A 20,382-nucleotide genomic window follows, 5' to 3' on the forward strand; every position below is an offset into this window, starting at 1 on the left:
GTGTTTTGGCGTGATATTACGTTGTCGGTCTGGCGTAAGAAGACAACTGGCCTCAAAACAAAAAAGCGTTTACTGCCGCTGGTGCTGGCAGCGGCATTATGCAGTTCACCGGTCTGGGCGGAAGAAGCCACTTTCACCGCTAATTTTAAAGATACCGACCTGAAATCGTTCATCGAAACCGTCGGCGCTAACCTTAATAAAACCATCATTATGGGGCCGGGCGTACAGGGGAAAGTGAGTATTCGCACCATGACCCCGCTCAATGAACGCCAGTATTACCAGCTATTCCTTAACCTGCTGGAAGCACAGGGGTATGCCGTCGTACCGATGGAAAACGACGTGCTGAAGGTGGTGAAATCCAGCGCTGCGAAAGTCGAGCCGCTGCCGCTGGTCGGTGAAGGCAGCGACAACTACGCGGGCGATGAAATGGTCACCAAAGTAGTGCCGGTACGTAATGTGTCAGTACGCGAGCTGGCACCGATTCTGCGCCAGATGATCGACAGCGCAGGCTCAGGCAACGTTGTTAATTACGATCCCTCCAACGTGATTATGCTCACCGGACGCGCCTCCGTCGTGGAGCGGCTGACGGAAGTGATCCAGCGTGTGGATCACGCGGGTAATCGCACTGAAGAGGTGATCCCGCTGGTTAACGCCTCGGCTTCGGAAATCGCCCGCGTGCTGGAAAGCCTGACGAAAAACAGCGGCGAGAACCAGCCTGCGACGCTGAAATCTCAAATTGTCGCCGATGAACGCACCAACAGTGTGATTGTCAGTGGTGACCCCGCCACGCGGGACAAAATGCGCCGTCTGATCCGTCGCCTGGACTCAGAAATGGAGCGCAGCGGCAACAGCCAGGTTTTCTATCTCAAATACAGCAAAGCCGAAGATCTGGTCGATGTACTGAAGCAGGTCAGCGGCACGCTCACGGCGGCTAAAGAAGAGGCGGAAGGCACGGTCGGTAGCGGGCGTGAGATTGTCTCCATCGCCGCCAGCAAACACAGTAATGCCCTGATTGTTACTGCGCCGCAGGACATCATGCAATCGCTGCAAAGCGTGATTGAACAACTGGATATTCGCCGTGCTCAGGTGCATGTCGAGGCGTTGATCGTGGAAGTTGCCGAAGGTAGCAATATCAATTTCGGCGTGCAGTGGGCGTCGAAAGATGCCGGATTAATGCAGTTTGCTAATGGTACGCAGATCCCTATCGGTACGCTGGGCGCAGCCATTTCTCAGGCGAAACCGCAGAAAGGCTCGACGGTGATCAGTGAAAACGGCGCTACCACCATTAATCCGGATACCAACGGCGATCTCTCCACGCTCGCCCAGCTTCTTTCCGGCTTTAGCGGTACGGCGGTTGGTGTGGTGAAAGGCGACTGGATGGCGCTGGTGCAGGCGGTTAAAAACGACTCCAGCTCTAACGTGCTCTCCACGCCGAGCATCACCACGCTGGACAACCAGGAAGCCTTCTTCATGGTGGGCCAGGACGTTCCGGTATTAACCGGCTCTACCGTTGGCTCCAATAACAGCAATCCTTTCAATACAGTAGAAAGGAAAAAAGTCGGCATCATGCTGAAAGTCACGCCGCAGATTAACGAAGGTAACGCGGTACAGATGGTGATTGAGCAGGAAGTCTCGAAGGTGGAAGGACAGACCAGCCTCGACGTGGTGTTTGGTGAGCGCAAACTGAAAACCACCGTGCTGGCTAACGATGGTGAGCTGATTGTGCTTGGTGGTCTGATGGACGATCAGGCGGGAGAAAGCGTGGCGAAAGTGCCGCTGCTGGGCGATATCCCATTGATTGGTAACCTGTTTAAATCGACGGCGGATAAAAAAGAAAAACGTAACCTGATGGTGTTTATCCGTCCGACCATTCTGCGTGACGGTATGGCGGCAGACGGCGTGTCGCAGCGCAAATATAACTATATGCGCGCCGAACAGATCTATCGTGATGAGCAAGGTTTAAGCCTGATGCCGCACACTGCACAGCCGGTACTGCCAGCGCAAAACCAGGCCTTACCGCCGGAAGTTCGCGCGTTCCTCAATGCCGGGAGAACGCGTTAATGGTGCCTGTAGCACAGGAAACCACCGCCAACACCGTGCGTCTGCCCTACAGTTTCAGCCGTCGGTTTAGCCTGGTGGCATGGTGCGAAGCGTCGCTGGAGATCCTCCACGTTCATCCGCTATCGCTCTCTGTTTTGCAGGAGCTGCAGCGGGGGCTGAACGCGCCCTTTACGCTGCGGCAAATCGACGAGGCCGAATTTGAACAGCGGCTGAATGCGGTCTGGCAGCGGGACTCTTCCGAGGCTCGCCAGCTGATGGAAGATCTCGGTTCTGCCGAGGACTTTTTTACCCTCGCGGAAGAACTGCCGGAAACGGAAGATCTGCTGGAAAGCGACGACGATGCGCCGATCATCAAACTGATCAACGCCATGCTGGCAGAGGCAATCAAAGAAGGCGCTTCGGATATCCACATTGAGACGTTTGAAAAGAGTCTGGTGATCCGTTTTCGTGTTGACGGCACATTACATGAAATGCTGCGTCCGGGGCGCAAACTGGCCTCGCTGCTGGTGTCGCGTATCAAGGTGATGGCGCGGCTGGACATTGCCGAAAAGCGCGTGCCGCAGGATGGACGTATTGCGCTGTTGCTGGGCGGCCGGGCGATTGACGTGCGTGTCTCCACCATGCCTTCTGCCTGGGGCGAGCGCGTGGTGCTGCGACTGCTGGACAAAAACCAGGCCCGCCTGACGCTGGAGCGTCTGGGGCTTAGCCAGCAACTGACCGCGCAGTTGCGCCAGCTGTTACACAAACCGCACGGCATCTTTCTGGTGACGGGGCCGACGGGTTCCGGCAAAAGCACCACGCTGTACGCCGGATTGCAGGAGCTGAACAACCATTCGCGCAACATTCTCACGGTTGAAGATCCCATCGAATACATGATTGAAGGGATCGGTCAGACGCAGGTTAACACCCGCGTCGGCATGACCTTTGCCCGTGGGCTGCGCGCGATTTTGCGTCAGGACCCGGATGTGGTGATGGTCGGTGAAATCCGCGATACCGAAACCGCAGAAATCGCCGTCCAGGCTTCACTTACCGGACACCTGGTCCTTTCCACGCTGCATACCAACACAGCGGTGGGGGCGATCACACGTTTGCAGGATATGGGCGTGGAGCCTTTCCTGCTCTCTTCCAGTCTGACGGGCGTGATGGCGCAGCGACTGGTTCGCACGCTGTGTCCCGACTGCCGCCAGCCCGCACCAGCCACTGACGAAGAAAAACGCCTGCTGGGAATTACCGACGCCCGTACCGTCACTCTGTACCATCCACAGGGCTGTCCCGCCTGTAATCACAAAGGTTTTCGCGGACGGACTGCCATCCATGAGCTGATCGTGGTGGATGCCACATTGCGTGATTTGATCCACCGTCAGGCCGGGGAGCTGGAGCTGGAACGTTATGTCCGACAACACTCTGCGGGTATCCGCAGCAACGGCATTGAGAAAGTGCTCGCCGGAGAAACCTCTCTCGATGAAGTTCTGCGGGTAACCATGGAGGCGTAATGGCACTGTTTTACTATCAGGCGCTGGAGCGTAATGGTCGCAAAACCAAAGGTATGATTGAGGCGGATTCCGCGCGTCATGCCCGCCAGTTGTTGCGCGGTAAAGAGCTTATCCCCGTGCATATTGAAGCCCGGATGAATACTTCGTCAGGGGGGATGTTGCAGCGTCGGCGGCACGCACATCGTCGCGTGGCGGCGGCAGATCTTGCGCTGTTCACGCGCCAACTGGCAACGCTGGTACAGGCAGCAATGCCGCTGGAAACCTGCTTACAGGCGGTCAGTGAGCAAAGTGAAAAACTGCATGTAAAAAGCCTCGGAATGGCGCTGCGCAGCCGGATTCAGGAAGGTTACACCCTGTCGGACAGCCTGCGTGAACATCCCCGCGTCTTTGATTCCCTGTTTTGTTCGATGGTCGCTGCCGGAGAAAAATCCGGGCATCTCGACGTGGTGCTCAATCGCCTGGCAGATTACACCGAACAGCGACAGCGCCTGAAATCACGTCTATTGCAGGCCATGCTCTATCCGCTGGTTCTGCTGGTGGTGGCAACGGGCGTGGTCACTATTTTGCTGACGGCGGTAGTACCGAAAATCATCGAACAGTTTGATCATCTCGGACACGCGCTGCCCGTCTCCACCCGCACGCTTATTGCCATGAGCGATGCGTTGCAGGCCAGCGGCGTTTACTGGCTGGCGGGTTTGCTGGGGCTTCTGGTGCTGGGGCAACGGCTACTTAAAAATCCTGCGATGCGCCTGCGCTGGGATAAAACCTTGCTGCGCCTGCCCGTGATAGGGCGTGTTGCGCGCGGACTGAATACGGCGCGTTTTTCCCGCACGTTAAGCATCCTCACCGCCAGCAGTGTTCCGCTACTGGAAGGCATTCAGACCGCTGCCGCCGTGTCGGCAAATCGCTATGTCGAGCAACAACTGCTGTTGGCGGCAGATCGCGTCCGCGAAGGAAGCAGTCTGCGTGCCGCGCTGGCGGAGTTGCGCCTGTTCCCCCCGATGATGCTGTACATGATCGCCTCCGGCGAACAGAGCGGCGAACTGGAAACCATGCTTGAACAGGCCGCAGTTAACCAGGAGCGGGAATTTGATACCCAGGTGGGGCTGGCGTTGGGGCTGTTTGAGCCGGCGCTGGTGGTGATGATGGCGGGCGTGGTGCTGTTTATCGTCATCGCCATCCTCGAGCCGATGCTGCAACTGAACAATATGGTTGGAATGTAATTTACGGAGTTATCACATGAATTCGTTATCCCGCACACAAAAACCACGGGCAGGTTTTACCCTGCTGGAAGTGATGGTGGTGATTGTTATTCTTGGCGTCCTGGCAAGTCTGGTGGTGCCTAACCTGTTGGGCAATAAAGAGAAAGCGGATCGGCAAAAAGCCATCAGCGATATCGTGGCGCTGGAAAACGCACTGGATATGTACCGACTGGATAACGGGCGTTATCCAACTACCGAACAGGGGCTTGAGGCGCTGATCCAGCAGCCAGCCAATATGGCGGACGCCCGCAACTACCGTACTGGTGGATACATTAAACGACTGCCAAAGGATCCGTGGGGCAATGATTATCAGTATCTCAGCCCGGGTGAAAAAGGGCTGTTTGATGTTTATACCCTGGGGGCGGATGGTCAGGAAAACGGGGAAGGCGCTGGCGCAGATATCGGTAACTGGAATTTGCAGGAGTTTCAGTAAGCAGTGCCTGAACGCGGATTCACACTTCTGGAAATCATGTTGGTGATTTTCCTTATCGGCCTTGCCAGTTCGGGCGTGGTACAGACGTTTGCGACCGATTCTGAACCGCCCGCGAAAAAAGCGGCACAGGATTTTCTGACTCGCTTTGCGCAGTTTAAGGACAGGGCAGTGATTGAAGGGCAGACACTCGGTGTGCTAATCGACGCGCCTGGCTATCAGTTTATGCAGCGTCGTCAGGGGCAGTGGTTGCCCGTTTCCGCGACCCGGTTATCGGCACAGGTTACGGTGCCAAAACAGGTGCAGATGCTGTTACAACCCGGAAGTGATATCTGGCAGAAGGAGTATGCGCTGGAGCTGCAACGTCGTCGCCTGACGCTGCACGATATTGAACTGGAGCTGCAAAAAGAGGCGAAAAAGAAGACGCCGCAGATCCGTTTTTCGCCTTTTGAACCCGCCACGCCGTTTACGCTGCGCTTCTACTCGGCGGCGCAAAACGCATGTTGGGCGGTAAAACTGGCGCACGATGGCGCGTTATCCCTCAATCAATGTGATGAGAGGATGCCATGAAGCGCGGATTTACCTTGCTGGAAGTGATGCTCGCGCTGGCGATTTTTGCGCTGGCTGCCACGGCGGTATTACAGATTGCCAGCGGTGCGCTGAGTAATCAGCACGTTCTTGAGGAAAAAACGGTAGCGGGCTGGGTGGCTGAAAACCAGACTGCGCTGCTCTACCTGATGACCCGTGGGCAGCGGGCGGTCAGGCAGCAGGGCGAGAGCGATATGGCAGGAAGCCGCTGGTACTGGCGAACCACACCGCTGAGTACAGGCAACGCGCTGCTCCAGGCGGTGGATATTGAAGTCAGCCTTCACGAAGACTTTTCGTCGGTCATTCAGTCACGACGCGCCTGGTTTAGCGCCGTGGGAGGCCAACAGTGAGAAGGACTCGCGCTGGTTTCACGTTACTGGAAATGTTGGTGGCAATTGCCATTTTTGCCTCGCTGGCACTGATGGCGCAGCAGGTGACTAACGGCGTCACGCGCGTGAATAGCGCCGTCGCCGATCACGATCAAAAACTAAACCTCATGCAGCAAACGATGAGTTTTCTGACCCACGATCTGACCCAAATGATGCCGCGTCCGGTAAGAGGCGATCAGGGCCAGCGTGAACCAGCTTTACTGGCTGGCGCTGGCGTGCTGGCGTCTGAGAGTGAAGGAGTGCGTTTTGTGCGCGGCGGTGTGGTTAACCCGTTGATGCGTCTGCCGCGCAGTAATCTGCTCACCGTCGGTTACCGCATTCATGACGGTTATCTCGAACGGTTAGCCTGGCCGCTGACCGATGCCGCAGGCAGCGTGAAGCCGACAATGCAAAAGTTGATTCCGGCCGATTCGCTCCGTTTGCAGTTCTACGACGGCACGCGCTGGCAGGAGAGCTGGTCGTCAGTACAGGCGATCCCTGTGGCGGTACGCATGACCCTGCATTCGCCGCAATGGGGCGAGATTGAACGCATCTGGTTGTTACGCGGGCCGCAATAATCATGATCACCTCACCACCAAAACGCGGAATGGCACTGGTCGTGGTGCTGGTATTGCTGGCGGTTATGATGCTGGTAACCATCACGCTTTCCGGGCGGATGCAGCAACAACTTGGGCGAACGCGCAGCCAGCAGGAGTACCAGCAGGCGCTGTGGTACAGCGCCAGTGCGGAAAGCCTGGCGCTGAGCGCGCTCAGTCTGAGCCTGAAAAATGAAAAGCGCGTGCATCTGGCACAGCCGTGGGCATCCGGCCCTCGTTTCTTCCCTCTGCCGCAGGGGCAAATTGCGGTCACCCTGCGTGACGCACAGGCTTGCTTTAACCTGAATGCCCTTGCTCAGCCGACAACGGCGTCGCGTCCGCTTGCGGTACAACAGTTGATTGCCCTGATCTCGCGCCTGGATGTGCCTGCTTATCGGGCCGAACTGATAGCCGAAAGCCTGTGGGAGTTTATTGACGAGGACCGCAGCGTGCAGACGCGTCTGGGCCGTGAAGACAGCGAGTATCTCGCCCGTTCGGTGCCTTTCTACGCCGCGAATCAACCGCTGGCTGATATCAGTGAGATGCGCGTGGTGCAGGGAATGGACGCCGGGCTTTATCAAAAACTGAAACCGCTGGTCTGTGCGCTGCCGATGACCCGCCAGCAAATCAACATCAATACTTTAGACGTCACGCAAAGTGTGATTCTTGAGGCGCTGTTTGACCCGTGGTTAAGCCCTGTTCAGGCGCGGGCGTTATTACAACAACGTCCGGCGAAGGGCTGGGAAGATGTCGATCAGTTTCTTGCACAGCCGCTACTTGCTGACGTCGATGAGCGTACTAAAAAACAGCTAAAAACCGTCCTGAGCGTGGACAGCAATTACTTCTGGCTGCGTTCAGATATCACCGTGAATGAGATTGAACTGACGATGAACTCGTTAATTGTCCGCATGGGCCCACAACACTTTTCGGTTCTCTGGCATCAGACAGGAGAAAGTGAGTGAGTTCCATCCTTGAGATTTTTTTCCCGCTTTGCGCCGCTGATCCCATCCATTGGCAGCGCCGTACACCCGATGTGGAGCACGGTATCTGGTCTGACGTTGCTAACGAACAGCTCCAGCAATGGCTGCAAACCGATGCGATTCGACTCTACATTCCCGGCGAATGGATCAGCGTCTGGCAGGTTGAACTGCCTGATGTCGCCCGTAAGCAGATACCGACCATTCTGCCCGCCTTACTGGAAGAAGAGCTGAACCAGGATATCGATGAACTGCATTTCGCCCCGTTGAATATCGACCAGCAACTGGCAACCGTAGCAGTGATTCACCAACAGCATATGCGCAACATTGCGCAGTGGTTGCAGGAAAACGGCATCACCCGCGCTACCGTCGCGCCGGACTGGATGTCCATTCCTTGTAGGTTTATGGCTTGCGATGCGCAACGGGTTATCTGCCGCATCGATGAATGCCGGGGATGGAGCGCCGGGCTGGCGCTGGCTCCGGTCATGTTCCGCGCCCAGCTCAATGAGCAGGATTTACCGCTTTCGCTAACCGTAGTCGGCATTGCACCGGAAAAGCTATCAGCATGGGCTGGCGCAGACGCTGAACGCCTGACCGTTACAGCTCTGCCCGCCATTACCACTTATGGCGAACCGGAAGGGAACCTGCTGACAGGGCCGTGGCAGCCTCGCGTCAGCTACCGAAAACAGTGGGCGCGCTGGCGGGTGATGATTCTGCCGATATTGCTGATTCTGGTTGCGCTGGCAGTGGAGCGGGGCGTGACGTTATGGAGCGTCAGCGAACAGGTGGCGCAAAGCCGCACCCAGGCGGAGGAACAGTTCTTAACGTTGTTCCCGGAGCAGAAGCGGATTGTGAATTTACGCTCTCAGGTGACGATGGCGCTGAAAAAATATCGCCCACAGGCCGACGATACCCGGCTGCTCGCCGAGTTGTCAGCGATAGCCAGCACCCTGAAATCAGCGTCACTTTCCGACATCGAAATGCGTGGTTTTACCTTTGATCAAAAACGCCAGATACTTCACCTCCAGCTACGGGCCGCGAACTTTGCCAGTTTCGACAAACTGCGTAGTGCACTGGCAACCGATTATGTTGTGCAACAGGACGCGTTACAGAAAGAGGGTGATGCGGTTTCCGGCGGCGTAACGTTGCGGAGGAAATAACATGTTACGCGATAAATTTATTCACTATTTTCAGCAATGGCGTGAACGCCAGTTAAGCCGTGGCGAACACTGGCTGGCACAACACCTGGCGGGGCGTTCTCCGCGTGAAAAGGGCATGTTACTGGCAGCGGTGGTGTTCCTGTTTAGCGTCGGATATTACGTCCTCATCTGGCAGCCGTTGAGCGAACGGATAGAACAACAGGAGACAATGTTGCAGCAACTGGTGGCGATGAACACCAGACTGAGGAGCGCCGCGCCGGATATTATTGCAGCGCGAAAATCTGCCACAACAACGCCTGCGCAGGTATCGCGGGTCATCAGTGACAGTGCTTCCGCGCACTCGGTGGTCATCAGGCGGATAGCCGATCGTGGGGAGAATATTCAGGTCTGGATAGAACCTGTGGTGTTTAATGACCTGCTGAAATGGTTAAACGCACTGGATGAAAAATATGCGCTGCGGGTGACACAAATTGATGTCAGTGCTGCTGAGAAGCCTGGGATGGTGAATGTGCAGCGGCTGGAGTTTGGACGGGGGTAAAGTATCAGGAGATTAATATCAATAAAATTACTCTCGTTAACGTGGCGAGAGTAATTCCCCCAGACTTTATAAGCTAATTTTTTTCGTGAAGGTTATTGTCAGATCCAAAAGCAAAAACCCGCCTTGTGGGCGGGTTCTTAAGAATTAGTGGTGCCCGGACTCGGAATCGAACCAAGGACACGGGGATTTTCAATCCCCTGCTCTACCGACTGAGCTATCCGGGCAACGGGGCGCATTAAACCTGATTCGCCTCGTCTCGTCAATCAAATTTCTTCAATTTACTGCAGACTGCACAATCTATCATCACTTTGCCGCTATTGCACGCATTGTCAGGCAAACCAGGCGGTCCAGGCGGCGGAAAGCGGCATTGCCAGAAGGAGTGCTGGAAGCATGTTGACCACCGGGAACATTTTAATGCCACAGATGCGTAATCCGGTTGCCAGCAGCAATAAACCGCCTACGGCGCTGAAGTCTGCCATCATCGACGGTGTGGTCAGCGGTAATATCAGCGCGGCAGCCCACGCCAGCGTTAACTGGATGATCAGTAATGGGATACTAATTACCGACACCGCAATACCCAGCGAGCAGGCGAAGATCATCGCCGTAAAGAAATCAAGAAATGACTTGGCGATTAAAATACTCGGATCGCCGGTCATCCCTTCGTTCATCGCCCCGAAGATCCCGGTGCCGCTGGCGCAAAACAGGACAATAATCGCGACATAATTCTGAATAAAAGATTCATGCGCTGGCTTCTTACGTGAGTGACGAAACAGATTTTGTGCTTTGGCGACTGCTGTATTGACACCTTTCTCCAGCAAACAAATTTCGCCAATTAGAGCGCCAAGTAGCGTAGCTAAAACCATCGCTGGAAGGTTGGCACATTTCACCACCAGTAAAATACCAATCCCCAGCGATGCCAGACCAAAAATTGATGTCATGGAGACGCGGATACGTTCCGGTAAGCGTTGGCTGAGCAGTGCGCCGAGAACGCCACCCAGTAAGACTGCACTAGCGTTGATAAAAGGGCCGATGACCACAAGAGTTCCTGTTAGCTGTATTGTTTGATTTTCTTATTATGAACTTTTTGCCTTGTTGATGGCTTGTCTGGTCGCAAAGTCCTGGCTTGCACGCTTTAGCGAAAGGTGCCATGATTGCGCGAATTTTCTCCTCTCTGTACGGAGTTTGCCCGATGCACGCCATCTCCTTACATTCTCTCGCTTATCGCCGTTTCGCGCGAAACGTTTCCCTTTCTATGTTACTGCTCATGCGGTGAAGTTAACGCACGCTCACTGCAGGACAACAGTAAAATCAGAGCGTTTCTGCTTTTACTGATGTCTGGCGGTCGGAGCTGGTGACCAGTTTGACCCATATCTCATGGGGCAGGGTTTTCCACCTTGTCCGGTATTCTTACTTCCCCGAAACGGGTTTGCGCTTATGAAATCAATGAATATTGCCGCCAGTAGTGAACTGGTATCCCGACTTTCTTCTCATCGTCGCGTGGTGGCGTTGGGAGATACTGATTTTACGGACGTCGCGGCAGTCGTCATTACCGCTGCGGATAGTCGCAGTGGCATTCTTGCGTTGCTTAAGCGCACCGGTTTTCATCTACCGGTGTTTTTGTATTCCGAACATGCTGTTGAATTACCTGCGGGCGTTACGGCGGTAATCAACGGCAACGAGCAGCAGTGGCTGGAGCTGGAATCCGCAGCCTGTCAGTATGAAGAGAATTTGCTGCCACCGTTTTATGACACGCTGACGCAGTACGTTGAGATGGGCAACAGCACCTTTGCTTGCCCTGGACATCAACATGGTGCGTTTTTTAAAAAGCATCCTGCCGGACGCCATTTTTACGATTTCTTTGGTGAGAACGTCTTTCGCGCCGATATGTGTAACGCTGACGTAAAATTGGGCGATCTGCTTATTCATGAAGGATCGGCGAAAGATGCGCAGAAATTCGCAGCCAAAGTCTTTCATGCCGATAAAACCTATTTTGTGCTGAACGGCACATCGGCAGCGAATAAAGTGGTGACGAATGCGCTGTTAACGCGTGGCGATCTGGTGCTCTTCGACCGTAACAACCATAAGTCGAATCATCACGGCGCGCTGATTCAGGCGGGGGCGACGCCGGTCTATCTGGAAGCTTCACGCAACCCGTTTGGTTTCATTGGCGGTATTGATGCGCACTGTTTTAATGAAGAGTATCTGCGCCAGCAAATTCGCGACGTTGCGCCAGAAAAAGCCGACCTGCCGCGCCCGTATCGCCTGGCGATTATTCAGCTGGGAACCTATGACGGCACTGTCTATAACGCCCGTCAGGTGATCGATACCGTTGGGCATCTGTGTGATTACATTCTGTTTGATTCCGCGTGGGTCGGTTATGAACAATTTATCCCGATGATGGCGGATAGCTCGCCGCTGCTGTTAGAACTTAACGAAAACGATCCGGGGATCTTTGTGACTCAGTCGGTGCACAAACAGCAGGCGGGATTCTCACAGACGTCGCAGATCCATAAAAAAGATAACCATATCCGCGGACAGGCGCGTTTTTGCCCGCATAAGCGGTTGAATAACGCCTTTATGCTCCATGCTTCTACCAGCCCTTTCTATCCGCTGTTTGCTGCACTGGATGTTAACGCCAAAATTCATGAAGGGGAGAGTGGGCGTCGGCTGTGGGCTGAGTGTGTTGAGATAGGGATTGAAGCGCGCAAGGCTATTCTTGCGCGCTGTAAGCTGTTCCGCCCGTTTATCCCGCCCGTTGTTGATGGCAAATTGTGGCAGGATTATCCGACATCAGTGTTAGCCAGCGACCGCCGTTTTTTCAGTTTTGAGCCGGGGGCGAAGTGGCACGGCTTTGAAGGATATGCCGCGGATCAGTATTTTGTTGATCCGTGCAAGCTGTTACTCACTACACCAGGTATCGATGCCGAAACCGGCGAATATAGCGACTTTGGCGTTCCGGCGACGATTCTGGCGCACTATCTGCGTGAGAACGGCATTGTGCCGGAGAAGTGCGATCTCAACTCCATTCTGTTTTTATTAACTCCGGCGGAAAGCCACGAGAAGCTGGCACAACTGGTGGCGATGCTGGCGCAATTTGAACAGCATATTGAGGATGACTCGCCGCTGGTTGAGGTGTTGCCGAGCGTTTATAACAAGTATCCGGTGCGCTATCGCGACTACACCCTGCGCCAGTTGTGTCAGGAGATGCACGATCTGTATGTCAGTTTCGACGTCAAAGACCTACAAAAAGCGATGTTCCGCCAGCAGAGTTTCCCGTCAGTGGTGATGAACCCCCAGGATGCGCATAGCGCTTATATTCGCGGTGACGTGGAGTTGGTGCGGATTCGTGATGCCGAAGGGCGAATTGCGGCAGAAGGGGCGTTGCCTTATCCACCTGGCGTGCTTTGCGTGGTACCCGGGGAAGTCTGGGGTGGGGCGGTTCAACGTTATTTCCTTGCACTGGAAGAAGGGGTGAATTTGTTGCCGGGATTTTCGCCGGAGCTGCAAGGTGTTTATAGCGAAACCGATGCGGATGGCGTGAAGCGGTTGTACGGTTATGTGTTGAAGTAAGAATAAAAAAAACGGGTCACCTTCTGGCGACCCGTTTTTCTTTGCGTAATTAGTGGCTAACCGTCTGTGTGCCTGTCGGGACACGAACGTGTTTATATTTGAACATCGCCATGAACGCGAAGGCCAGAACCACGGAGTAACCAGCGAAAATCAACCATACGGTCTGCCAGTCGGTAATGCCGTTTTGGGTGTACATCTCAACAACTTTACCGCTCACGATGCCGCCGAGGATACAGCCGAAGCCGTTAGTCATCATCAGGAACATCCCTTGTGCACTGGCGCGAATTGCCGGGCTAACTTCTTTTTCGACAAACACCGAACCAGAGATGTTGAAGAAGTCGAATGCGCAACCGTAAACGATCATCGACAGTACCAGCAGTACAGTACCGAACGGAGTCGGGTCGCCGTAAGCAAACAGCGCAAAACGCAGGATCCACGCCACAATACTGATCATCATTACGTTCTTAATACCGTAGCGGCTTAAGAAGAACGGGATGGTCAGAATGAACAGGGTTTCAGAGATCTGCGAAATCGACATGATGATTGACGCATGCTGCACAATAAAGCTGCTGGCAAACATCGGATCTTTGTCGAAGCTGTGCAGGAAGGTATTACCGAACATGTTGGTAATCTGCAGTTCCGCGCCCAGCAGCATTGAGAAGATAAAGAAGATTGCCATACGCTTGTTTTTAAACAGCGCGAATGCATCGAGGCCCAGCAGGGTTGTCCAGCTCTGATTCGCTTGCTGTTTAGCAACCGGAATATGCGGCAGAGTCAGGGTAAACAGAACCAGAATGGCGGAAAGTGCTGCGCCAATATACAGCTGCATGTGGCTTAATTCGAAGCCAGACAGGCTCACCACCCACATTGCCATGATAAAGCCGATGGTGCCCCAGATACGGATTGGCGGGAAGTCAGTAACGATATCCATCCCGGCATTTTGCAGGCGATAGTAAGAGATGGTGTTGATTAACCCAAGCGTTGGCATATAAGCAAACGAGTTAATCAATATCACAAGGAACATCGCCTCCGGTGTCGTGACCTGTGCCGCCATGAACAGCGTGATAGCGCCAATGGTGTGGCAAATGGCATATACCCATTTCGCACTTAACCATTTGTCGGCCACAATCCCCAGCAGCGCAGGCATAAAGACCGCTGCGATACCCAGTGAGCTATAAACTGCGCCAATAGAAGCACCGTCAAACTTCAGGGTAACAAACATATAGGAGCCGAGGGTCGTCAGCCAACTTCCCCACAGACAGAACTGCAGAAAAGAGAGGATTTTCAGCTGCAGCTTAAGATTCATGTTAATTTCCTCACATCGTGATGCGGATGAGTGTTTGAAAAAGCACATTTGACCGTGCGAGATGATGGGATTCTATCAACTTCGCGGACTGGTTTTTTGTTACCTGTGGCAAATAATTGCAAACATTCCCAATTTGCAAAACGAAATTGTGATGTGGATAACATTTTTGCCCCTGAGCATCGTCAGGGGCGGTTAATGGAATTATCGGCGGCGGTAGGATTTTTGCGCGGTATTCACTTTATAAAGATAACGGCGAGATTCCGCAGAGGGATGGCGGGTCGTCAGCGTCTGATAAACATCGCCCGGCGTCATGGTGTTAATAATATTGGCAGCCTGAATCTTATCATTCGAAAAGACTCGCAGCACGCTGCCTGCGCCGCCGTTATAGGCGGTGATGACGGCATAACGCCGCGATGTTGGGTTATCAATTCCGCCGAGATAAACATTGTTCAGCATCGCCAGATACGCGGTGCCGGTATCAATATTGCTGGCAGGATCAAACAAGAAACTGCGGCTCGGCGTGCCGGATTTCCCCTGCGAGCGGAACACATCTTTCCCGGCAGTATGTTGTACCACCTGCATTAATCCCAGCGCATCGGAACGGCTGACCGCATACGGGTTAAAGGAAGATTCGGTCTGCATAATTGCCAGAATCAGCGACTCATCAACGCCATATTTCCGTGACGCCTGGCGGACCATGCCGAGATATTTGTGCGCACGTTTATCAAGGTGGTTCGGCACCATGTTAATGGTGACGCTGTAGATGATACGCAGCCCGTTGCTGCGGCTCTTCAGACGGTTTTTCAGCAGATAATCCGCGAAGTTGCTTGCGCGACCTTCCCAGCGAATCGGCTGCCCGGTGTTGTCCACCACCTGACCGTAAAGGAAAGGTTCTTTCGAAATCGTAATATCATCAACGTCGGAATAGAGATCGACCGAACTCGGATCGTCACCCATCAATAACGTTTTGATAATTGCCCGGCGCAAATGCGCGGCAGGTTCTGTCCCGGCGATGGTTTCGATAGTAATCGTACCGTCATCGAAGTTGATGTGGCTGCGGGTCTGATATTGATCGGTGTATTTCACGTAGTCCTTAGGACCAGCGATCACCACCTCTTTGAAGCCCCAGATGTTCTCAATATTGTGGGCAAATTGCCCCATCAGAATATCAAAACCGTTGGTATCTTTGACCCAGGCTTCGTTATAGGTATCGCCTTTTTTGGTCGTCGAACAGGAGATGAGCAACGGCGCAATCAAAGCCAGCGCGAGATATTTTTTCATCATTCCGGGTGCGTGTTGTGTTTGTTTTTATGCAAGTTGCCGGAGGCGTGCTCCGGCACTGTTTTTATTTTTTATCTTCCGGCGTATAGCCCTCGATATGCACCTCTTTACCCTCGAACAGGAAGTTGACCATCTCCTGCTCAAGCAGCTTGCGGTGCTCGGCATTCATCATGTTGAGTTTCTTTTCATTAATCAGCATGGTTTGCTTGTGCTGCCACTGCGCCCAGGCTTCTTTGGAGATCTCGTTATAGATGCGTTTTCCCAGCTCGCCGGGGTACAGCTGAAAATCCTGACCTTCTGCTTCACGTTGCAGGAAAGTACAAAAAATCGTTCTGCTCATAAATCATCCTCTTTATCGACTCACGCGCTAAACCGGCGCGCCAGTGCGTAACTGCTGTAACAAACGCTCCACGGGAGCCGCCAGGCCAACTGACGGCGGTTGCGCTAAGTTATACCAGAGCGCATTGCCTTCATCCATGCAGCCGGTGAATGACGACACGGGAAGCCACATAGGCACAATATCTAAGTGGAAATGGCTGAAGGTATGCCGAAACGCGGTCAGTTGCGTCAGGTTATCGGCAGCAATCTGCCGTTGCGCCAGCCACTGCCGCAAACTTTCTTCGTCGGCAAACTGCGGGAAACAGTATAAACCGCCCCACAATCCGCTCGGCGGACGCTGCGCCAGCAATACTTCATCTTCGTGCTGTAATAGCAAAAAGTAGCCGGTGCGCTCCGGCAGCGTCTGTTTCGGTTTTTTGCCCGGATAAAGCGCCCAGCTATTGTTGGCGGCGGCAATACATCCGTTTTGTAGCGGACAGAGCGAACATTTCGGTTTCGAGCGCGTACAAATCATCGCACCCAAATCCATCATCGCCTGATTAAACCGTTCCACGCCAACCGCGGGCGTCACCTGCTCGCTCAAACTCCATAATTTATTCTCGACCTCTTTTTTCCCTGGCCAGCCGCTTACAGCATAGCAGCGCGCCAGCACCCGTTTGACGTTACCGTCGAGAATCGGAAAGTGCTTACCCAGAGAAAGCGAGAGAATCGCGCCTGCGGTGGAACGCCCGACGCCCGGCAGTGCTGCAACTTCCTCAAAGGTTTCCGGGAATTTACCGCCGTGTAAGGTCGCCACTTGTTGTGCCGCTTTATGCAGATTGCGCGCGCGGGCGTAATAGCCAAGCCCGGTCCACAAGTGGAGAACTTCGTCGAGCGGCGCATTGGCGAGATCGGTCACCGTCGGGAAGCGCGCCATAAAGCGTTCAAAATAGGGGATAACGGTCGCAACCTGAGTTTGTTGCAACATCACTTCTGAGAGCCATACTTTGTAGGGCGTCTTGTCAATTTGCCAGGGCAGAGTTTTTCGCCCGTATTTATCGTACCAGTCCAGAACCTGGGCTGAAAATTGCGACGCTTGCATGGTCACCGAATTCACTGTTGTTGGGGGCAAGATTGCAGCACAGCGACGGCAGGGTGTAAACCGGAACTTTCCGCAGCCACGGCCTTATCATGCTTGCATCCGGCAACTAACTTTGGATAATGCCCGTTTTCAGAACACTTTCACAAGCGACTAAACCTTTATGAAAAACGACGTCATTTCACCGGAATTTGATGAAAACGGCCGCCCACTGCGCCGTATCCGTAGTTTTGTGCGCCGCCAGGGGCGACTGACCAAAGGCCAGGAACATGCGCTGGAAAACTACTGGCCGGTGATGGGCGTTGAGTTCAGCGAAGATATGCTGGATTTCCCCGCGCTTTTTGGCCGTGAAGCGCCGGTGACGCTTGAGATTGGTTTTGGCATGGGGGCGTCGCTGGTGGCAATGGCTAAAGATCGCCCTGAGCAGGACTTCCTCGGCATTGAAGTGCATTCACCGGGCGTTGGTGCGTGCCTGGCTTCTGCGCATGAAGAAGGTTTAAGCAACCTGCGCGTGATGTGTCACGATGCGGTTGAAGTGCTGCATAAAATGATTCCTGACAATTCATTGCGCATGGTGCAGCTCTTTTTCCCTGACCCGTGGCACAAAGCGCGCCATAATAAACGCCGTATCGTTCAGGTGCCGTTTGCCGAACTGGTAAAAAGCAAACTGCAGCTGGGGGGCGTATTCCATATGGCGACCGACTGGGAACCTTATGCGGAACATATGCTTGAAGTGATGTCTTCTATTGACGGTTATAAAAACCTGTCAGAGAGCAATGATTACGTACCGCGTCCGGCATCACGTCCGGTGACGAAATTTGAACAACGTGGTCATCGTCTTGGTCACGGAGTATGGGACTTAATGTTCGAGAGGGTGAAATAATGGCAAAGAACCGTAGCCGTCGTCTGCGTAAAAAAATGCACATCGACGAATTCCAGGAATTAGGATTTTCGGTGGCATGGCGATTCCCGGAAGGTACATCGGAAGAACAGATTGATAAAACCGTTGATGATTTTATTAACGAGGTTATCGAACCGAACAAACTGGCCTTTGACGGCAGCGGTTATCTGGCCTGGGAAGGTCTGATCTGCATGCAGGAAATCGGCAAATGCACCGAAGAACATCAGGCGATTGTGCGTAAGTGGCTGGAAGAGCGCAAACTGGATGAGGTACGCACCAGCGAACTTTTCGACGTTTGGTGGGACTAAGAAAGCATACGGGCGATGACAAATGCAAAACTGCCTGATGCGCTACGCTTATCAGGCCTGGAAAGATGCACGATCGAGTAGGCGGGATAAGGTGTTTACGCCGCATCCGGCATGGAAAACGCGTACTTTGTTATCAATCTGGGGCCAGCAAATGCTGGCCTGATTTTTTCTTGAGGGAAGACTATGATGCGCAAAATGCTGCTGGCGGCAGCACTTTCAGTGACGGCAATGACCGCTCACGCCGACTACCAGTGCAGCGTCACGCCGCGTGACGATGTGATTGTCAGCCCGCAAACCGTGCAGGTGAAGGGCGAAAACGGCAATCTGGTGATCACGCCAGACGGCAACGTGATGTATAACGGTAAGCAATATTCCCTGAATGCCGCCCAGCGCGAGCAGGCGAAGGATTATCAGGCTGAACTACGCAGCACGCTGCCGTGGATTGATGAAGGCGCGAAAAGCCGCGTCGAGAAAGCCCGTATTGCTCTGGATAAAATTATCGTTCAGGAGATGGGCGAAAGCAGCAAAATGCGCAGCCGTCTGACCAAACTTGATGCGCAGCTGAAAGAGCAGATGAACCGCATTATTGAAACGCGCAGCGATGGCCTGACGTTTCACTATAAAGCCATTGATCAGGTTCGCGCCGAAGGCCAGCAATTAGTGAATCAGGCAATGGGTGGAATTTTACAGGACAGCATTAATGAAATGGGCGCGAAAGCGGTGCTGAAAAGCGGCGGTAACCCATTACAGAATGTGCTGGGAAGCCTGGGGGGCTGCAATCCTCAATCCAAACCGAGTGGAAAAAGCAGGAAAAAGATTTCCAGCAGTTTGGCAAAGATGTTTGTAGCCGCGTTGTGACTCTGGAAGATAGCCGCAAAGCCCTGGTCGGGAATTTAAAATAATCCTCTATTTTAAGACGGCATAATACTTTTTTATGCCGTTTAATTCTTCGTTTTGTTACCTGCCTCTAACTTTGTAGATCTCCAAAATATATTCACGTTGTAAATTGTTTAACGTCAAATTTCCCATACAGAGCTAAGGGATAATGCGTAGCGTTCACGTAACTGGAGGAATGAAATGGAGTTTTTCAAAAAGACGGCACTTGCCGCACTGGTTATGGGTTTTAGTGGTGCAGCATTGGCATTACCCAATATCACCATTTTAGCAACCGGCGGGACCATTGCCGGTGGTGGTGACTCCGCAACCAAATCTAACTACACAGCGGGTAAAGTTGGCGTAGAAAATCTGGTTAATGCGGTGCCGCAACTAAAAGACATTGCGAACGTTAAAGGCGAGCAGGTAGTGAATATCGGCTCCCAGGACATGAACGATAATGTCTGGCTGACACTGGCGAAAAAAATTAACACCGACTGCGATAAGACCGACGGCTTCGTCATTACCCACGGTACCGACACGATGGAAGAAACTGCTTACTTCCTCGACCTGACGGTGAAATGCGACAAACCGGTGGTGATGGTCGGCGCAATGCGTCCGTCCACGTCTATGAGCGCAGACGGTCCATTCAACCTGTATAACGCGGTAGTGACCGCAGCTGATAAAGCCTCCGCCAACCGTGGCGTGCTGGTAGTGATGAATGACACCGTGCTTGATGGCCGTGACGTCACCAAAACCAACACCACCGACGTAGCGACCTTCAAGTCTGTTAACTACGGTCCTCTGGGTTACATTCACAACGGTAAGATTGACTACCAGCGTACCCCGGCACGTAAGCATACCAGCGACACGCCATTCGATGTCTCTAAGCTGAATGAACTGCCGAAAGTCGGCATCGTTTATAACTACGCTAACGCATCCGATCTTCCGGCTAAAGCACTGGTAGATGCGGGCTATGATGGCATCGTTAGCGCTGGTGTGGGTAATGGTAACCTGTATAAATCCGTGTTCGACACCCTGGCAACCGCCGCGAAAAACGGCACTGCAGTAGTGCGTTCTTCCCGCGTACCGACGGGTGCTACCACTCAGGATGCTGAAGTGGATGATGCGAAATACGGCTTCGTCGCCTCTGGCACGCTGAACCCGCAAAAAGCGCGCGTCCTGCTGCAGCTGGCTCTGACGCAAACCAAAGATCCGCAGCAGATCCAGCAGATCTTCAATCAGTACTAATC

The 20,382-nt window shown here is 53.5% G+C and carries 20 protein-coding genes, 1 tRNA gene and 1 pseudogene; 16 read left to right on the forward strand and 6 right to left on the reverse strand.

What is annotated here, in order from left to right:
* Genes gspD through yghD form a run of 10 tightly spaced genes read left to right on the forward strand, consistent with a single transcriptional unit; the run spans position 1 to position 9,473 of the window.
* The gene (gene gspD / locus AB4H76_RS04420) at positions 1-2,061 is read left to right on the forward strand and encodes a type II secretion system secretin GspD (RefSeq protein ID WP_001401121.1); all 2,061 of its coding nucleotides are present in this window, start codon (positions 1-3) and stop codon (positions 2,059-2,061) included.
* Entirely contained in the window at positions 2,061-3,554 is a 1,494-nt protein-coding gene (gene gspE, locus AB4H76_RS04425; RefSeq protein WP_000249348.1) for a type II secretion system ATPase GspE, read from the forward strand. Before gspD ends, gspE begins: the two co-directional genes overlap by 1 nt.
* Positions 3,554-4,777 (forward strand): type II secretion system inner membrane protein GspF, encoded by a 1,224-nt coding sequence (gene gspF, locus AB4H76_RS04430; RefSeq protein ID WP_001173458.1) that lies wholly within the window; start codon positions 3,554-3,556, stop codon positions 4,775-4,777. Before gspE ends, gspF begins: the two co-directional genes overlap by 1 nt.
* Before the next feature lie 16 nt (positions 4,778-4,793).
* The gene (gene gspG / locus AB4H76_RS04435) at positions 4,794-5,249 is read left to right on the forward strand and encodes a type II secretion system major pseudopilin GspG (RefSeq protein WP_001087289.1); all 456 of its coding nucleotides are present in this window, start codon (positions 4,794-4,796) and stop codon (positions 5,247-5,249) included.
* A 3-nt stretch (positions 5,250-5,252) separates the two neighbouring features.
* The gene (gene gspH, locus AB4H76_RS04440) at positions 5,253-5,816 is read left to right on the forward strand and encodes a type II secretion system minor pseudopilin GspH (RefSeq protein WP_001115154.1); all 564 of its coding nucleotides are present in this window, start codon (positions 5,253-5,255) and stop codon (positions 5,814-5,816) included.
* Positions 5,813-6,184 carry a type II secretion system minor pseudopilin GspI gene (gene gspI / locus AB4H76_RS04445; RefSeq protein ID WP_000820113.1) on the forward strand — a complete coding sequence of 124 codons (372 nt, stop codon included), beginning with the start codon at positions 5,813-5,815 and terminating at the stop codon, positions 6,182-6,184. The genes gspH and gspI overlap by 4 nt, the downstream gene beginning before the upstream one ends.
* Positions 6,181-6,780 carry a type II secretion system minor pseudopilin GspJ gene (gene gspJ, locus AB4H76_RS04450; protein WP_077492886.1) on the forward strand — a complete coding sequence of 200 codons (600 nt, stop codon included), beginning with the start codon at positions 6,181-6,183 and terminating at the stop codon, positions 6,778-6,780. Before gspI ends, gspJ begins: the two co-directional genes overlap by 4 nt.
* A 2-nt stretch (positions 6,781-6,782) precedes the next feature.
* Entirely contained in the window at positions 6,783-7,760 is a 978-nt protein-coding gene (gspK, locus tag AB4H76_RS04455; protein WP_000633209.1) for a type II secretion system minor pseudopilin GspK, read from the forward strand.
* Positions 7,757-8,935, forward strand: coding sequence for a type II secretion system protein GspL (gspL, locus tag AB4H76_RS04460; protein ID WP_159189387.1), 1,179 nt, complete (start codon positions 7,757-7,759; stop codon positions 8,933-8,935). The genes gspK and gspL overlap by 4 nt, the downstream gene beginning before the upstream one ends.
* 1 nt (position 8,936) lies before the next feature.
* The gene (gene yghD / locus AB4H76_RS04465; protein WP_077492888.1) at positions 8,937-9,473 is read left to right on the forward strand and encodes a GspM family type II secretion system protein YghD; all 537 of its coding nucleotides are present in this window, start codon (positions 8,937-8,939) and stop codon (positions 9,471-9,473) included.
* Positions 9,474-9,621: 148 nt separating this feature from the next.
* Here the strand turns inward: yghD and AB4H76_RS04470 are convergent.
* Both AB4H76_RS04470 and AB4H76_RS04475 read right to left on the reverse strand, forming a co-directional pair.
* Positions 9,622-9,697 (reverse strand) — tRNA-Phe (locus AB4H76_RS04470).
* 105 nt (positions 9,698-9,802) lie between these two features.
* Entirely contained in the window at positions 9,803-10,510 is a 708-nt protein-coding gene (locus AB4H76_RS04475; protein ID WP_000234514.1) for a DUF554 domain-containing protein, read from the reverse strand.
* Between the two features lie 152 nt (positions 10,511-10,662).
* Between AB4H76_RS04475 and yqgH the strand changes: the two genes are divergently transcribed.
* A complete protein-coding gene (gene yqgH / locus AB4H76_RS04480; RefSeq protein WP_211180506.1) occupies positions 10,663-10,746 on the forward strand; it encodes a protein YqgH in 84 nt (27 codons plus the stop codon).
* Positions 10,747-10,907: 161 nt separating this feature from the next.
* A complete protein-coding gene (gene speC / locus AB4H76_RS04485) occupies positions 10,908-13,043 on the forward strand; it encodes an ornithine decarboxylase (protein WP_001326492.1) in 2,136 nt (711 codons plus the stop codon).
* Positions 13,044-13,092: 49 nt separating this feature from the next.
* Here speC and nupG read toward each other — a convergent pair whose 3' ends face one another.
* The 4 genes from nupG to mutY all read right to left on the reverse strand — a co-directional run bounded on the left by nupG (position 13,093) and on the right by mutY (position 17,050).
* A complete protein-coding gene (gene nupG, locus AB4H76_RS04490; RefSeq protein ID WP_001049791.1) occupies positions 13,093-14,349 on the reverse strand; it encodes a nucleoside permease NupG in 1,257 nt (418 codons plus the stop codon).
* A gap of 201 nt (positions 14,350-14,550) precedes the next feature.
* Complete coding sequence (gene mltC, locus AB4H76_RS04495; RefSeq protein ID WP_000760323.1) at positions 14,551-15,630, reverse strand: membrane-bound lytic murein transglycosylase MltC; 1,080 nt, start codon at positions 15,628-15,630, stop codon at positions 14,551-14,553.
* 64 nt (positions 15,631-15,694) lie between these two features.
* Positions 15,695-15,970: an oxidative damage protection protein gene (locus AB4H76_RS04500; RefSeq protein ID WP_000091700.1), complete on the reverse strand. Its 276-nt coding sequence runs from the start codon at positions 15,968-15,970 to the stop codon at positions 15,695-15,697.
* A 27-nt stretch (positions 15,971-15,997) separates the two neighbouring features.
* Entirely contained in the window at positions 15,998-17,050 is a 1,053-nt protein-coding gene (gene mutY / locus AB4H76_RS04505) for an A/G-specific adenine glycosylase (RefSeq protein WP_001321419.1), read from the reverse strand.
* A 160-nt stretch (positions 17,051-17,210) separates the two neighbouring features.
* Here mutY and trmB point away from each other — a divergent pair, with 160 nt between their 5' ends.
* The 4 genes and pseudogenes from trmB (at position 17,211) to ansB (ending at position 20,380) form a co-directional block, all read left to right on the forward strand.
* Positions 17,211-17,930 (forward strand): tRNA (guanosine(46)-N7)-methyltransferase TrmB, encoded by a 720-nt coding sequence (gene trmB / locus AB4H76_RS04510; protein WP_000786911.1) that lies wholly within the window; start codon positions 17,211-17,213, stop codon positions 17,928-17,930.
* Positions 17,930-18,256 (forward strand): YggL family protein, encoded by a 327-nt coding sequence (locus AB4H76_RS04515; protein WP_001107564.1) that lies wholly within the window; start codon positions 17,930-17,932, stop codon positions 18,254-18,256. Before trmB ends, AB4H76_RS04515 begins: the two co-directional genes overlap by 1 nt.
* A 183-nt stretch (positions 18,257-18,439) precedes the next feature.
* A pseudogene (locus tag AB4H76_RS04520) lies at positions 18,440-19,158 on the forward strand (DUF2884 domain-containing protein).
* Positions 19,159-19,333: 175 nt separating this feature from the next.
* Positions 19,334-20,380, forward strand: a complete 1,047-nt coding sequence (ansB, locus tag AB4H76_RS04525) for an L-asparaginase 2 (RefSeq protein ID WP_000394125.1) — start codon at positions 19,334-19,336, stop codon at positions 20,378-20,380.
* Positions 20,381-20,382 lie beyond the last annotated feature (2 nt).

The sequence above is a fragment of the Escherichia sp. UTM R2 genome (assembly GCF_048593455.1).
Classification (GTDB): Bacteria; Pseudomonadota; Gammaproteobacteria; order Enterobacterales; family Enterobacteriaceae; genus Escherichia; species Escherichia coli.